This is a genomic window from Streptomyces lonarensis (genome assembly GCF_012033735.1).
GTDB lineage: Bacteria > Actinomycetota > Actinomycetes > Streptomycetales > Streptomycetaceae > Streptomyces > Streptomyces lonarensis.
The window spans coordinates 1-14,493 of record NZ_JAAVJD010000035.1 but is presented as its reverse complement, the minus strand read 5'-3'; the positions used below and the strand labels follow the sequence as shown (position 1 = coordinate 14,493).

Below are 14,493 nucleotides of genomic sequence, written 5' to 3'. Positions count from 1 at the left end.
GTAGCCTGGTGCGGGCCCGGCGCCCGACGTGACCTGCGACGCGCCGGAGCGGGCCGGGTGACGGCCGACGGCGAGGGGGAGATCCGGTGGAGGAGACCGCGGCGCCGGTGCGGGCGCCCAGGGAACCGGCGATGAGCGATGTCGCCAAACTCGCGGGGGTCTCGCACCAGACGGTCTCACGGGTGCTGAACGGCCACCCCAACGTGCGGCGGCAGACGCAGCTGCGGGTGCGCGCGGCCATCGAGGAACTGGGGTACCGCCCCAACCGGGCCGCGCGGACCCTGGTGACCGGCAGGTCGCACCTGATCGGCGTGGTCACCCAGAACTCCACGCTCTACGGCCCGTCCTCCCTGCTGGCCTCCTTCGAGCTGGCCGCTGCGGCGCGCGGCTTCGTGGTGAGCGTCCGGCGGGTGCGGGAGCTGGACCGCGCCTCGATCACCGCGGCGGTGGAGCACCACCGCGACCAGCGGGTCGCGGGCATCGTGGTGATAGCGCCCACCGGCCCGGCCGACGCGGCGCTGTCCGAGGTCCCGGGGGACGTCCCGCTGGTGGCGGTGGACGGTGACCCGGGCCGACGCGGGGCGGCGCTGGTGACGGTCGACCAGGAGGCCGGCGCCCGGGCCGCGACCTCGCATCTGCTGGCCGCGGGCCACCGGACGGTGTGGCACGTCTCGGGCCCCGAGGACTGGTTCGACGCCGCCGGGCGGGTGCGCGGCTGGCAGCACGCCCTGCGCGAGGCCGGGGCGGAGGTGCCGCCGGTGAGCACCGGCGACTGGAGCGCCGCCTCGGGGTACCGGGCCGGGCAGTTGCTGGCACGCATGCCGGAGGTGACGGCGGTGTTCGCGGCCAACGACCACCAGGCGCTCGGCGTACTGCGGGCACTCGCGGAACGCGGCCGCCGGGTGCCCGAGGAGGTCAGCGTGGTCGGGTTCGACGACGTCCCGGAGGCGCCGTACTTCATTCCGCCGCTGACGACGGTGCGCCCCGACTTCGACGCCGTGGCGGAGCAGACGCTCGCCCTGCTGCTGGACCGGATGGCCGGCGGCGACGAAGCGCCGCCCCGGACCATCACGCCGGCGCTGGTCGAGCGCGCGAGCGTGGCGCCGCCACCGGGCTGACCGCTCCGGCCCCTCCCCCCACCCGCCTGACGGCGCGGCCACCGCTCGCCGCCCCGCTCCCGCTCACTGTGCGTGTGCCATCTCTTGACGTCCGTGATGTTAGCGATAACAATCCCTGCTCGAACGCTCGATCCAGCTCGACTCACGGAGGTGGGGCCATGACGCGAACGTCCGAAGCGCTGGTCGTCGGTGTCGACTTCGGCACGCTGTCGGGACGGGCGGTGGTGGTGCGGGTCCGTGACGGCGCGGAGCTCGGGACGGCCGTCCACCCGTACCGCCACGGCGTCCTCGACGAGGCGCTCCCCGCCGGGGCCGGGGGCGGACGGTTGCCGCCCGACTGGGCGCTGCAGGTGCCCGACGACTACCGGGAGGTGCTGCGGCACGCCGTCCCCGCGGCGCTGGCCGACGCCGGCGCCGACGCCGCGGACGTGGTGGGACTGGGCACGGCGTTCACCGCCTGCACCATGGTGCCCACCACCGCCGCGGGCACCCCGCTCTGCGAGCTGCCCGGCATGGCGGAACGGCCCCACGCCTACGCCAAGTTGTGGAAGCACCACGCCGCCCAGGGCCAGGCCGACCGCATCAACGCCCTGGCGCGGGACCGGAGCGAGCCGTGGCTGTCTCGCTACGGCGGACTCATCTCCTCCGAGTGGGAGTTCGCCAAGGCGCTGCAGATCCTGGAGGAGGACCCCGAGGTCTACGCCGCCACCGAGTGCTGGGTGGAGGCGGCGGACTGGATCGTGTGGGAACTGACCGACGTCCACGTCCGCAACGCCTGCAGCGCCGGCTACAAGGGCATCCTGCAGGACGGCTCGTACCCCGACGCCGGGTTCCTCGCGGCGCTCCATCCGGACTTCGCCTCCTTCGTCCCCGACAAACTGGAGCGGACCGTCGGCCGCCTGGGCGACCGCGCGGGCGGTCTCGGCGCCCGCGCGGCGGGCTGGACCGGCCTCCCCGAGGGGATCGCGGTCTGCGTCGGCAACGTCGACGCCCATGTGACGGCGCCGGCGGCGGGAGCGGTGGAGCCGGGCCAGATGGTGGCGATCATGGGCACCTCCACCTGCCATGTGATGAGCGCCGGGCACCTCGCCGAGGTACCGGGCATGTGCGGCGTGGTGGAGGGAGGGATCGTGCCGGGGCTCTGGGGATACGAGGCCGGGCAGAGCGGGGTCGGCGACATCTTCGCCTGGTACGTGGAGAACCAGGTGCCGCCCGCGTACCACGAGCGCGCCCGCACGGCCGGGGTCTCCGTCCACGAACTCCTCTCCGAGCTGGCCGCGGAGCAGCGGGTGGGCGAGCACGGTCTGCTGGCGCTGGACTGGCACAGCGGGAACCGGTCGGTGCTGGTCGACCACGAACTCTCCGGGCTGGTGGTGGGCCAGACCCTGGCCACCCGGGCCGAGGACGTCTACCGCGCGCTGCTGGAGGCGACGGCGTTCGGGACGCGCGTCATCGTCGAGGCGTTCGCCACGGCCGGCGTGCCGGTGACCGAGCTCGTCGTCGCCGGCGGACTGACCCGCAACCCGCTGCTGATGCGGATCTACGCCGACGTGCTGGGGATGCCGCTGTCGGTGATCCGCTCCGCGCAGGGCCCCGCGCTGGGTGCGGCGCTCCACGCAGCCGTCGCGGCCGGCGCGCACCCGGACATCCGGGCCGCGGCCGATGCGATGGGCGCGGTCGACCGGGCCGTCCACCGCCCCGACCCTGCCGCCACCCGGGTCTACGACCGGATCTTCGCGGAGTACCGGGCGCTGCACGACACCTTCGGCCGCGGCGGCAACGACGTGATGCACACACTGCGGGCGCTGCGCCGTTCCGCCGTCGAGGCGAGGGAGTCGTCATGACAGGGGCACGGGCGGTGGCGTCGCTGCGGGAGACCGTGGCGGGACTGCACCGCGAGTTGACGCGCTACGACCTGGTCATCTGGACGGCCGGCAACATCTCGGCCAGGGTGCCGGACGCCGACCTGATGGTCATCAAGCCCTCCGGGGTCTCCTACGAGGAGCTCGGCCCCGAGGCGATGGTCGTGACCGACCTGCACGGCCGGCTGGTGGAGGGCGAGTTCGCCCCCTCGTCCGACACGGCGGCCCACGCGTACGTCTACCGCCACATGCCGGAGGTCGGCGGGGTCGTGCACACCCACTCCCCCTACGCGACCGCCTGGTCGGCGCTGGGCGAACCCATCCCCTGCGTGCTCACCATGATGGCCGACGAGTTCGGCGGCGCCGTGCCGGTGGGGCCGTTCGCCATGATCGGTGACGACTCCATCGGGCGGGGCATCGTCGAGACACTGCGCGGGAGCCGCTCCACCGCCGTCCTGATGAGCGGTCACGGTCCGTTCACCGTGGGCCGCGACGCCCGTGCCGCGGTGAAGTCGGCGGTGATGTTGGAGGACGTCGCCCGCACCGTCCACCTCGCGCGGCAGGTGGGCAGCCCCCGCGAGCTGGACCCGGCCGCGGTGACGCGGCTGTACGAGCGCTACCAGAACGTCTACGGGCAGACCGGCGCCACCGAGGAGGCACAGTGAGCAGCGACAGCGCGACCCCGGCGGTCTGGTTCCTGACCGGCAGCCAGCACCTCTACGGCCGGGAGGTGCTGGACCAGGTGGCGGAGCAGTCGCGAGCGGTCGCCGCCCTGCTCCCCGGCGCGGCGGAGCTGGGGGCCCGGGTGGTGGTCCGACCCGTGCTGACCGACGCCACGGCGATCCGCGCCGAGCTGGCGGCCGCGGACGCCGACCCCGACTGCGTCGGCGTCATCGCCTGGATGCACACCTTCTCCCCCGCGAAGATGTGGATCACCGGCCTCGACCGGCTCCGCAAGCCGCTGCTCCACCTGCACACCCAGCTCAACCGCGAGCTGCCCTGGTCCACCATCGACATGGACTTCATGAACCTCAACCAGGCCGCCCACGGCGACCGGGAGTTCGGGTACATCCAGACGAGAATCGGCAAGCGCCGCAAGACGGTCGTGGGCCACGCCGCCGATCCCGAGGTGGCCGCCCGGATCGGCGGCTGGGTCCGCGCGGCACTCGGCCACCGCCGACTGGCCTCGCTGCGGGTGGCGCGGTTCGGCGACAACATGCGGAACGTCGCCGTGACAGAGGGCGACAAGATCGAGGCGGAGCTGCGCTTCGGCGTCAGCGTCAACGGCTACGCCGTCACCGACCTCGCCGAGCGGGTGGACGCGGTCGGCGAGCGGGTGCTGGACGACCTGGTCGCGGAGTACCTGGACCGCTACCGGGTCGCCCCGGAGCTCGCGCCGGGCGGGGAGCGCCACGGCTCGCTGCGGTACGCCGCGCGGATCGAGGCCGCGCTGCGGGAGTTCCTGGTGGCGGGCGGGTTCGGGGCCTTCACCACCAACTTCGAGGACCTCGGCGGGCTGCGCCAGCTGCCGGGGCTCGCCGTGCAGCGGCTGATGGCGGAGGGTTACGGCTTCGGCGGCGAGGGCGACTGGAAGACCGCGGCGCTGCTGGCGACCGCCAAGGCGATGGGCCGGGCCTCCTTCATGGAGGACTACACCTACCACTTCGGGCCGGGCGAGCCGAAGGTGCTCGGCGCGCACATGCTGGAGGTGTGCCCGTCCCTCGCGGTGGAACGGCCGTCCTGCGAGATCCATCCGCTCTCGATCGGCGGTCGTGAGGACCCCGTGCGCCTCGTCTTCGACTCGGCGCCCGGCCCGGCGGCGGTCGTGGGGCTGGTCGACCTCGGCGACCGGTTCCGCTTCGTGGCGAACGAGATCGAGGTGGTCCCGCCGGACGAGCCGCTCCCCCGGCTGCCGGTGGCCCGTGCGGTGTGGCGGCCGCAGCCGTCGCTGCCGGTCTCGGCCGAGTGCTGGCTGATGGCGGGCGGGCCGCACCACACCGTCCTGACGACGGCGGGCACCGCCGCCCTCCGCGACCTGGCGCGGATCACCGACACCGAACTGCTGGTGATCGACGGCTCCACCACCGCGGAGGGCTTCGAGGACCGGCTGCGCTGGAACCGCCCGTCCCACCGGCCGGGGGCCGGGCCGGGGTGAACCGCCGCCCCGGCCCCGGCCCGCCGACGGGGCGGGCCGGGGTGAGCGGGGGCCGGGGTGAGCGGGGGCCGGGGTGAGCGGGGCCGTTTTCTTTCGCAGGGCGGCCGGGCACCCCGTGGTCCGCGCCGCGACGCGGCGACAGGCTCACGGTATGAAGCTCCTCTGGTTGTACGCGCACCCCGAGCCCCGCTCGCTCAACGGCCACCTCCGCACCCGCGGCATCGCGGCGGCGACCGCGCTCGGGCACGCCGTGGTCCAGTCCGACCTGTACGCGATGGGGTGGAACCCGGTCGTCTCCCGGGCGGACCATCCCGACGGCGACGGGCGGTTCCGGGCGGCCGACGCCTCCCACGCGGCGTTCCGTGCCGGCCGTCTGCCCGTCGACGTCGCGGCGGAGCAGGAGAAGCTGCTCGGCGCCGACGCGGTCGTCGTCCAGTTCCCGCTGTGGTGGTACGGCCCGCCTGCCATCCTCAAGGGCTGGTTCGACCGGGTGCTGGTCAAGGGGCTCGGGTACGGGACGGGCAGCAGGTACGGCGCGGGGGCGCTGGCGGGCAAACGTGCGCTGACGGTGGTGACGGCAGGTGCCCGGGAGAGTTCCCTGGCCCCCCGCGGCATCCACGGCTCCCTCGACCAGATCCTGTGGCCGCTGCTGCACGGCACGTACTTCTACACGGGCATGGCCCCGCTGCGCCCCCTGCTGGTCGGCTCCGCCGACCGTCTCACCGAGGCCGAAGCCGAAGCGGCCGCCGACGCGCTCGCGGACCGGTTGCGGGGGCTGGGCACCGAACGGCCGCTCGCCTTCCGGGCGGAGGCGAGTGGCGACTACGACGAGCGGCTCCGGCTGCGGCACGACATCGCTCCCGGGGAGCTCGGGTTGGAGGCCCACCTCGGCGGGTCGACGTGACCCGACGCTGCGGGGCCGGGAGCCGGACGCCCCGCGGCGCCGCGCTCAGCCGGCGACGCTGAGGACGAAGAGCAGCGCCCACGCCTGGCCGCAGACACAGAGCGCGCGGGCGACCGGGGCGGCGCGGCCCGCCGGTGCGCAGAGCGTCCAGATCCCGAGCGCCACCGACAGTGCGAGCGCCGCGTACACCTCTCCTCCCGTGGCGCACGACGGCACGGCGCAGAACGGCGGGCCGTGCGGGGCGGCGGCCCCGGGCCGGAGCGCGGCAGGGAGCAGGAACGGGAGCACGAGGAGCCCGAGGGCAGCGGCGAGCCGGGCGCACCGCGCCGTGGTGCCCGCGGTGTCCTCCTGCTCGCCCGTCCCGTCGGAGTGCGCGAGATCGTTCGGCATGGCGGTAGCCAACCGGTTCGGCGGCGATGGCGGTATCCGCTGTCGTACTCATCCGACACCGCGTCACGGGCACCCCGGGGCGCGGTGCACAGCGGGCGGGCGCGGCGGAGCGAGGGGCGGTCCGGGCACATCCGCCCTGCTGCGGGTGCCCCCGCCGACCGGCGCTCCGGCGTTTCCCCCGGTGGCAGGGGGGCAGTCGGCCGTCAGTGGACCGGCCGCCGGGAGGCACGATGACAGGAACGATCGCCGACGAGAGCCGGCGTACCGCGAAGAAGGCCCAGGGCGGAGCGCGCGAGGCGAAACGAAGCCCGGCTTTCCGGGTCCTGGCCAGGGCGGGGTTGGTGTCGCAGGCGGTCATCTATCTGCTCGTGGGGGTGGTCGCGCTGCGCGTCGCCTTCGACGGCGACCGGCAGCAGGCGGACCAGGGCGGGGCCCTGGAGGAGTTGGCGCAGCAGCCGTTCGGCGCCGCGCTGGTGTGGGCCGTGGGCTGCGGCATCGGAGCGCTGGCGCTGTGGCGGCTGGCGGAGGCCCTGGTGGGGACGGCCGGCCCGGACGGGCACAAGGCCAAGAGCCGCGTGCCGATGGCCGGGGCCGCGCTGCTGTGCGCGGTGACCTCCTTCTCGGTGCTGGGATTCGCCGCCGGGCAGCAGGACAGCGGGTCCAGCGACGAGCAGTCCCGTGACATGACGGCCCGCGCGATGGAATGGCCGGCCGGCCGGTGGCTGGTGGGGCTGGCCGGGCTGGCGGTCGTCGGCGTCGGCGTGTGGATGGGGATACGCGCCCTCCGCCGCAAGTGGCGGGAGGAGTTGCGTCCCGGCGTGCCGCGCTGGGGCAGGCGGCTGCTGGACGTGCTGGGCACGGGGGGCGAGTTGGCCCGTGGCGTGGTCTTCGCCACGGCGGGATTCTTCGTCTGCCGGGCCGCGGTGGTCTTCGACCCCGACGAGGCGGTGGGGTTGGACAACGCGCTCCGGTCGCTGGCGGCGGCTCCCGCCGGGCCCTGGGTGCTGACCGCGACCGCGGCGGGGTTGGCCTGCTACGGCGCATTCGCCCTCGCGATGGCGCGATGGCAACGCATCTGACGGCACCGCTGCGGACGGGCCCCGGGTGCCCCCCCTCGGAGGGGGAGGCACCCGGGGCCCGTTCCCGTTCCGGTCGGTGCCGTCAGCCGGGAGCGATGGCGCGCCGTGCGTGGCGGTGGTCGACGGTCTCGGCGAGGGCGTAGGCCAGCGCGGACGCCGGGCGCCAACCGGTGACGGACCGGAAGGCCGAGGCGTCCACGACGACGTCGCGGAAGTCGGAGCTCTCCGCGTAGGCGGGGGGCTCCACGGAGACGACCGGCACCGCCTCACCCCCGGTGCGGCGCGCTGCCAGTGCGGCGACGGTCGTGAAGACCTCGCCCAGCGGCGACCCCGCCCCGCTGCCGAGCGTCCAGTGGCGCCCGGCCAGCGCGTCCAGGTGGTCGACCGCGGCGACCACCGCCCGCGCGACCTCCCCCACGGGCAGCAGGTCGCGCCGCACGGTACCGTCGTGCCACATCGTGACGGGCTCACCGGCGAGAGCGCGGTCGATCATCGCCAACGCGACCCCCTTGTCGCGGCTGCCCGGGTGGTGCGCGGGGCCGACGACCGTCGGGAGCCGGAGCGCCGCGCCGCGCAGGGTGCCCGCGGCGTCCGCGGCGAGCAGGGCGCGTTCCGCGCGCAGCTTCTGGCGGTCGTACTCGCCCTTGGGACGGTCGGGCTCGCTGCCGTCGATCGGTACGGGCGCGTCGGGCCCCACCTGGGAGCAGGCGCCCAGGAACAGCACCGGGCCCCACGCCCAACGCCTCCAGCGCCAGCTTGAGGGCGTTGGTGCCGTTGTCGACGGAGGTGCAGTGCGGCAGGCCGTGGTGGGCGGCGAACTCGGCCTCGAACCCGCGGACGCTCTCCCAAGGACGAGCTGTCCGGAGTCGAAGACCGTCCGCACGGCGTCGAGGATGTCGTCGCGCTCGCGTTCGTACTCGGGGAGGGAGTCCCCTACGCGTGTCGTCACGTGCTCTTCTCCTCGCGGCGTGGCGGGCCGTGCGGCCCTGCGGAACGGGGCGGAGCGGTGGGCGGAACGCCGGGGGCGCGCCGGGTCCGTGTCGGGCTCGGATGATGTCGAGGGTCGGGAGCGGGAAGATCATCTTTCCGCCGCCCTCCCGGAAGGGCGTCTCGCGCTCCTCGAACCCGGCGCGGTAGATCCAGGGCAGCACCAGCAACTGGTCCGGGTGCATGGCTTTCGCCTCCGCCCCGGAGACGACGGGGATACCGGTGCCGGGCGAGAAGCCGCCTGCCTTCTCCGGGCTGACGTCGCCGAAGCACGGCAGGTCGTCCTCCGTGATGCCGCAGAACTGCAGGATCACGTTGCCCTTGATGGAGGCGCCGTAGCCGAGGGTCAGCAGCCCGCGGTCGCGGGAGTCGGCGAGGAACTCCCGCAGTTCGGCCCGGCGCTGCAGCGAGCGGGCGGCGAACTGCTCGAAGGGTTCCATCACGTGCAGGCCCCGGCGGGACTCCTCCTCCCGGATGCGGGCGATGCCGGCCTCGTCGACCCGGTGGCGCGTGGGCGTCCGCGCGAGGACGACGCAGAGGCTGCCGTTGTAGACCTCGGTGATCTCGGCGCTGATGACGGTGAGGCCGGCCTGCTCGGCCATCCACTCGATGACCCGCAGCGAGTACAGCCCGAGGTGCTCGTGGCACATCACGTCGTACGCGGTCGAGTCGAGCATGGAGGTCAGGTTGCTGACCTCGATCATCCACACGCCGTCGTCGGCGAGGATCGCGTGGACGTCGCGCATGAAGGCGACCGGGTCCGGCAGGTTGTAGAACATGGCGATCGAGGTCACGAGCCTGGCCCGGCGGTCGCCGTAGTGGGCCCGGAAGGTGTCGAGGTCGAAGAAGTCCGGGATGAGGTCGACGTGCGGCGGGTAGTGCGCGCGCCACTTCTCGCCGGTGGGGTCGACCCCGACGAGGGTCGGCCCGCCGGGGGCGAAGTTCCGCAGCAGCGTTCCGTCGTTGCTGCCGATGTCCACGACGAGGTCGCCCGGTTCGAGGTCGACGAGGGCGGCGGCCGCCCGGGCGCGGTCCCGCAGGTGGCCGACCATGTAGGGGCGCACCCCGGACCGGCACTCGTAGCGGTCGCCGTGGATGGCGGTGAGGTCGGCCGTGTGCCGCAGCTGCACCAGGCCGCAGCCCTCGGGCGAGCACCGCACCAGCTCCGGCGGCCCCCGGGGGACGGCCTCGTCGCGCGTGCTGGGGAAGATGCTGGTGAGCGCCTGGTCCCCGAGGTCCAGGATCGGCAGCAGGGTGCGGTTGCCGCACGCACGGCACGCGGTTATCGGTATCTGGTCTCCAACCGGCCTGGGTCGCCCCGCCTCGGGGCGAGTCGAGAGGGTTCGGTGGGTGAGGACGGCCGATCCTTCCCCACCTTCCGGCCGGGAGGGAACGGCGGACTGCCGCCGGGCCGCGGATTCTAGGGAATCGCCTGCACTCTGCGGCACCGGGGAGGGCCGCGCCCCGGGGCCGCGCGGGCTGCCGGCAGGGCGGGGTGAGGGCCCGGCACCGCCCGGACACCGTTAGCATGGCGCTCGCCATGGGGACACAGCCGCAGATCCGCAGTTTCGTCGCCGTCGGGGATTCGTTCACCGAGGGCATGTCCGACCTGATGCCCGACGGGAGCTACCGAGGGTGGGCCGACGTGCTGGCCGCACGCCTCGCCGCTCGCTCCCCCGACGGTTTCCGCTACGCCAATCTCGCCGTGCGGGGGAAGCTGATCGGACAGATCGTCGAGGAGCAGTTGCCGGCCGCCACCGCACTGGGCGCCGATCTGGTAACCCTGGTGGGCGGGCTGAACGACGCGCTGCGACCAGGGTACGACCTTGCACGGGTGTGCGAGCAGTTGGAGAAGGCGGTCGCGACCCTGGCGCCGTCCTGCGGCACGCTGGTGATGATGAAGACGCCGGGGCGGCGCGGGCCGGTCTTCGACCGCTACCGCCCCCGCATGGAGGAGCTGTTCTCCGAGATCGACGCCATCGGGGAGCGCCACGGCGCGCTGGTGGTCGACCTGTACTCGGCACGGTCGCTGGCCGACCAGCGCATGTGGGCCGACGACCGGCTGCACCTCACCGCCGAGGCGCACGCGCGGGTGGCGGAGGCCGTCTGGCAGCGGCTGGGGCTGGCGGAGGAGGCCGACTGGGAGGCGCCGCTCCCGCCCTCGGGCGTGGCCCGCTGGGGCTCCCGCCGCGCGGCGGACGTCCGCTTCGCCCGCGCGCACCTCTTCCCCTGGATCGGGCGGCGACTCACGGGGCGCTCCTCGGGTGACGGCCGCTTCGGCGCCCAGATGGACCCGGCTTCCCGCACCGCGTACTGGGTGGGCCCCGCCGCGGGCGGCGCCGGCCCGGTCAGCGGCTGGTCGCGGCTGCCGGACGAGGAGCCGGGGGACGCTGCGGACGGGACGCCGCCCGACGCGGCGGACGGCTGACCACTCCCCCGCCGCAGCGGGACGGAGGCCGCCCGCCGTCCCGGGGCGGCGCGACTCCGCTCAGGCCAGGTACAGGGCGCCGGCCCCGCACACGCCGCCGACGACCATGAAGGTCGGCATCAGGACGGCGTTCTCCACGTGCGATCCGGCGCGGAAGCGCATGAAGGCGGGCGTCCCCGCGGGGTACCAGCGGCGTCCCTTGATCGACAGCGGCCAGAACATCGGGCACCCCGAGATGGTGATGCTGTCGCCGATGGTGTGGACGATGGACCCGAGGATGATCGGCAGGCCGATCCACAGGTAGGGGTGGTCGGGGAAGAGCCACGCGGACCCGTTGCCCGGCTGGTCGAGGATGCTCGCCAGAATCCAGGCGGCGGCGGCGCCGAGCATCCACACCAGGACGTCGCTGGAGGGGCGGGCGTGGCGCCACAGCAGGCCTTCGACGGCGAGGACCATGTGGATGAAGAGGATGATCAGCACGGCCCACCGGCCCCAGAAGATCGCCGCGGCGGAGAAGCCGACGCCGATCAGCACGGCCCACACCCAGGTGTGGGTGAGGGTCCGGTGCCCGCCGCTGCGCCTGCGGTCCCGGCGGCCGCGGGTGGCGTTGTAGACGGCGGCCGAGAGCTTGTCGATGAGGGCGGCGAGCCAGCGGGACGGGGGCCCGAAGGCCCGCGATATGGTGGCCGATTTGTGGTCCAGGTCGGGGGCGAGAGCGGCTCCCGCGCAGATCAGGGTGCCGGTCAGCAGCACGGCCCAGGGCATGGGTGCGCCCGCCCAGGAGGTGGCGAGGCCCACCCCCAGCCATGCCATCGCTCCGGACAGTGAGTGGGCAGGTCCCATCATCGACGTAACGCCCCGTCTCGTGTTGCAGGTTGGGAAGGATCAGGGGCCCCGCCGCGCGCGCGGGTGGGTGCTCCGTGGCGCCACAGCGTAGCCCCAGTGGATCTTCGGATGATCAGCCGGTTCCCCCTCGCGGTGCCGGGGCAGGCAAGATGGTCGGGTGACCCTCATCGACCAGATTCCTCCGGACGCCGATCCCGACGCTCTCTTCGACGCCTTCTCGTCGTGGACGACCGAGCGGGGGATCACCCTCTACCCCGCCCAGGAGGAAGCACTGATCGAAGTGGTCTCCGGCGCCAACGTGATCCTCTCCACCCCCACCGGGTCGGGGAAGTCGCTGGTCGCGGCGGGGGCGCACTTCTCGGCGCTGGCGCGGGACGAGGTCACCTTCTACACCGCGCCGATCAAGGCGCTGGTGTCGGAGAAGTTCTTCGAGCTCTGCAAGATCTTCGGGACCGAGAACGTCGGCATGCTCACCGGCGACGCCTCCGTCAACGCCGACGCCCCCGTGATCTGCTGCACCGCCGAGGTGCTGGCCTCCATCGCGCTCCGCGACGGCCGCAACGCCGACATCGGCCAGGTGGTGATGGACGAGTTCCACTTCTACGCGGAGGCCGACCGCGGATGGGCGTGGCAGATCCCGCTGCTGGAGCTGCCCCAGGCGCAGTTCGTGCTGATGTCGGCGACGCTGGGGGACGTCAGCCGGTTCGAGGAGGACCTGACCCGCCGGACCGGGCGGTCGACCGCGGTGGTCCGGTCGGCGACACGGCCCGTGCCGTTGAGCTACGAGTACCGCAGCACCCCCCTGACGGAGACGCTGACCGAGCTGCTGGAGACCCGCCAGTCGCCGGTGTACATCGTGCACTTCACCCAGGCGCAGGCGGTGGAGCGTGCGCAGGCCCTGATGAGCATCAACATGTGCACCCGGGCCGAGAAGGACCAGATCGCGGAGCTGATCGGCAACTTCCGGTTCACCACCCGCTTCGGTCGCAACCTCTCCCGCTACGTGCGCCACGGCATCGGCGTCCACCACGCGGGGATGCTCCCCAAGTACCGCCGCTTGGTGGAGAAGCTCGCCCAGGCCGGCCTGCTGAAGGTCATCTGCGGCACCGACACGCTGGGGGTGGGCGTCAACGTCCCGATCCGCACGGTGCTGTTCACCGCGCTGACCAAGTACGACGGGACCCGGGTCCGGACGCTGCGCGCCCGGGAGTTCCACCAGATCGCCGGGCGTGCCGGACGCGCCGGCTTCGACACCTCCGGTTTCGTGGTGGCGCAGGCACCGGACCACGTGGTGGAGAACGAGAAGGCGCTCGCCAAGGCCGGCGACGATCCGAAGAAGCGGCGCAAGGTGGTGCGCAAGAAGGCCCCCGAGGGGTTCGTGAACTGGGGCCAGAACACCTTCGAAAAGCTGATCGCGGCCGACCCCGAGCCGCTCACCAGTCGCTTCCGGGTCAGCCACGCGATGCTCCTTTCCGTCATCGCGCGTCCCGGCAACGCTTTCGACGCGATGCGGCGGTTGCTGGAGGACAACCACGAGCCGCGGCGCCAGCAGCTGCGCCACATCAGGCGCGCGATCGCGATCTACCGCTCGCTGCTGGACGGCGGGATCGTGGAGCGGTTGCCGGAGCCGGACGCCCAGGGCCGGATCGTCCGGCTGACGGTCGACCTCCAGGCCGACTTCGCCCTCAACCAGCCGCTGTCCACCTTCGCGCTGGCGGCCTTCGAGCTGCTGGAGCCGGAGTCGGCGAGCTACGCGCTGGACATGGTCTCGGTGGTGGAGGCGATTCTCGACGACCCGCGGCAGATCCTGGCGGCGCAGCAGAACAAGGCGCGGGGTGAGGCGGTCGGCCAGATGAAGGCCGACGGGATCGAGTACGAGGAGCGCATGGAGCGGCTGATGGACATCACCCATCCCAAGCCGCTGGAGGAACAGCTCTTCCACGCCTACCACGTCTACCGGCACAGCCACCCGTGGGTCGGTGACCACCCGCTGTCTCCGAAGTCGGTGGTCCGCGACATGTACGAGCGGGCCATGACCTTCAGCGAGTTCGTCTCCCACTACGAGCTGGCCCGGACCGAGGGCATCGTGCTGCGGTACCTCGCCGGGGCGTACAAGGCGCTGGAGCACACGGTGCCGGAGGACCTCAAGTCCGAGGACCTGCAGGACATCACCGCCTGGCTGGGCGAGCTGGTCCGGCAGGTGGACTCCAGCCTTCTCGACGAGTGGGAGCAGCTCGCCAACCCGGCGGAGGAGGACGCGGAGGAGGCCCGCGAGCGGGCCGACCAGGTGAAGCCGGTGACGGCCAATGCCCGCGCCTTCCGCGTGCTGGTGCGCAACGCGCTCTTCCGCCGGGTGGAGCTGGCGGCTCTGGACCGCGCCGACGAACTCGGTTCGCTCGACGCCGAGTCGGGATGGGACGCGGACGCCTGGGGCGAGGCGCTCGACGCCTACTGGGACGAGTACGACGCGCTGGGCACCGGGCCGGACGCGCGCGGGCCCAAGCTCCTGCAGATCGAGGAGGTGCCGCAGGACGCGCTGTGGCGGGTGCGGCAGACCTTCCACGACCCCGCGGGCGACCACGACTGGGGCATCTCGGCCGAGGTCGACCTCACCGCCTCCGACACGGAGGGGCGCGCCGTGCTGCGGGTCACCTCGGTCGGCCGGATGTCCGACCTCCGCTGACGGCGCGGGCATGACCGTCGCCCGGCCGGACCGGCCGGGCG

General features: G+C 73.6%; 11 protein-coding genes and 2 pseudogenes. 8 read left to right on the top strand and 5 right to left on the bottom strand.

What is annotated here, in order from left to right:
- The first annotated feature begins 131 nt into the window (after positions 1-131).
- From HCN56_RS07335 to HCN56_RS07315, 5 genes are all read left to right on the top strand, one after another.
- On the top strand, positions 132-1,118 hold the full coding sequence (locus tag HCN56_RS07335) for a LacI family DNA-binding transcriptional regulator (RefSeq protein WP_167968681.1): 987 nt from the start codon (positions 132-134) through the stop codon (positions 1,116-1,118).
- Positions 1,119-1,276: 158 nt separating this feature from the next.
- Positions 1,277-2,962: a ribulokinase gene (gene araB, locus HCN56_RS07330; RefSeq protein WP_167968680.1), complete on the top strand. Its 1,686-nt coding sequence runs from the start codon at positions 1,277-1,279 to the stop codon at positions 2,960-2,962.
- Complete coding sequence (locus HCN56_RS07325; protein ID WP_167968679.1) at positions 2,959-3,645, top strand: L-ribulose-5-phosphate 4-epimerase; 687 nt, start codon at positions 2,959-2,961, stop codon at positions 3,643-3,645. Before araB ends, HCN56_RS07325 begins: the two co-directional genes overlap by 4 nt.
- On the top strand, positions 3,642-5,135 hold the full coding sequence (gene araA / locus HCN56_RS07320) for an L-arabinose isomerase (protein WP_167968678.1): 1,494 nt from the start codon (positions 3,642-3,644) through the stop codon (positions 5,133-5,135). The genes HCN56_RS07325 and araA overlap by 4 nt, the downstream gene beginning before the upstream one ends.
- Positions 5,136-5,286: 151 nt before the next feature.
- Positions 5,287-6,039 (top strand): NAD(P)H-dependent oxidoreductase, encoded by a 753-nt coding sequence (locus HCN56_RS07315; protein WP_167968677.1) that lies wholly within the window; start codon positions 5,287-5,289, stop codon positions 6,037-6,039.
- A 45-nt stretch (positions 6,040-6,084) separates the two neighbouring features.
- Here HCN56_RS07315 and HCN56_RS07310 read toward each other — a convergent pair whose 3' ends face one another.
- Positions 6,085-6,429: a hypothetical protein gene (locus tag HCN56_RS07310; protein ID WP_167968676.1), complete on the bottom strand. Its 345-nt coding sequence runs from the start codon at positions 6,427-6,429 to the stop codon at positions 6,085-6,087.
- 230 nt (positions 6,430-6,659) lie between these two features.
- On the opposite strand from HCN56_RS07310, the gene HCN56_RS07305 reads away from it, so the two are divergent.
- Entirely contained in the window at positions 6,660-7,508 is an 849-nt protein-coding gene (locus tag HCN56_RS07305) for a DUF1206 domain-containing protein (RefSeq protein WP_167968675.1), read from the top strand.
- Positions 7,509-7,590: 82 nt separating this feature from the next.
- On the opposite strand, the gene HCN56_RS26265 is transcribed toward HCN56_RS07305, so the two are convergent.
- The 3 genes and pseudogenes from HCN56_RS26265 to HCN56_RS07295 all read right to left on the bottom strand — a co-directional run.
- Entirely contained in the window at positions 7,591-8,205 is a 615-nt protein-coding gene (locus HCN56_RS26265) for an NAD-dependent epimerase/dehydratase family protein (protein ID WP_312871104.1), read from the bottom strand.
- A gap of 25 nt (positions 8,206-8,230) precedes the next feature.
- A pseudogene (locus HCN56_RS26950) lies at positions 8,231-8,457 on the bottom strand (DegT/DnrJ/EryC1/StrS family aminotransferase); the annotation flags it as partial.
- A gap of 127 nt (positions 8,458-8,584) precedes the next feature.
- A pseudogene (locus tag HCN56_RS07295) lies at positions 8,585-9,943 on the bottom strand (class I SAM-dependent methyltransferase); the annotation flags it as partial.
- A gap of 92 nt (positions 9,944-10,035) precedes the next feature.
- Between HCN56_RS07295 and HCN56_RS07290 the strand changes: the two are divergent.
- Positions 10,036-10,923 carry an SGNH/GDSL hydrolase family protein gene (locus HCN56_RS07290; protein ID WP_167968673.1) on the top strand — a complete coding sequence of 296 codons (888 nt, stop codon included), beginning with the start codon at positions 10,036-10,038 and terminating at the stop codon, positions 10,921-10,923.
- A 60-nt stretch (positions 10,924-10,983) separates the two neighbouring features.
- On the opposite strand, the gene HCN56_RS07285 is transcribed toward HCN56_RS07290, so the two are convergent.
- Entirely contained in the window at positions 10,984-11,769 is a 786-nt protein-coding gene (locus HCN56_RS07285; protein WP_167968672.1) for a metal-dependent hydrolase, read from the bottom strand.
- Between the two features lie 157 nt (positions 11,770-11,926).
- Between HCN56_RS07285 and HCN56_RS07280 the strand changes: the two genes are divergently transcribed.
- Positions 11,927-14,452 carry a DEAD/DEAH box helicase gene (locus HCN56_RS07280; protein WP_167968671.1) on the top strand — a complete coding sequence of 842 codons (2,526 nt, stop codon included), beginning with the start codon at positions 11,927-11,929 and terminating at the stop codon, positions 14,450-14,452.
- The last annotated feature ends 41 nt before the right edge of the window (positions 14,453-14,493 follow it).

Bases quoted from the DNA above. Each gene is read 5' to 3' on its own strand.
- HCN56_RS07335 (WP_167968681.1), top strand. From the start codon at position 132: ATGAGCGATGTCGCCAAACTCGCGGGGGTCTCGCACCAGACGGTCTCA.
- araB (WP_167968680.1), top strand. From the start codon at position 1,277: ATGACGCGAACGTCCGAAGCGCTGGTCGTCGGTGTCGACTTCGGCACG.
- HCN56_RS07325 (WP_167968679.1), top strand. From the start codon at position 2,959: ATGACAGGGGCACGGGCGGTGGCGTCGCTGCGGGAGACCGTGGCGGGA.
- HCN56_RS07315 (WP_167968677.1), top strand. From the start codon at position 5,287: ATGAAGCTCCTCTGGTTGTACGCGCACCCCGAGCCCCGCTCGCTCAAC.
- HCN56_RS07310 (WP_167968676.1), bottom strand. From the start codon at position 6,429: ATGCCGAACGATCTCGCGCACTCCGACGGGACGGGCGAGCAGGAGGAC.
- HCN56_RS07305 (WP_167968675.1), top strand. From the start codon at position 6,660: ATGACAGGAACGATCGCCGACGAGAGCCGGCGTACCGCGAAGAAGGCC.
- HCN56_RS07290 (WP_167968673.1), top strand. From the start codon at position 10,036: ATGGGGACACAGCCGCAGATCCGCAGTTTCGTCGCCGTCGGGGATTCG.
- HCN56_RS07285 (WP_167968672.1), bottom strand. From the start codon at position 11,769: ATGATGGGACCTGCCCACTCACTGTCCGGAGCGATGGCATGGCTGGGG.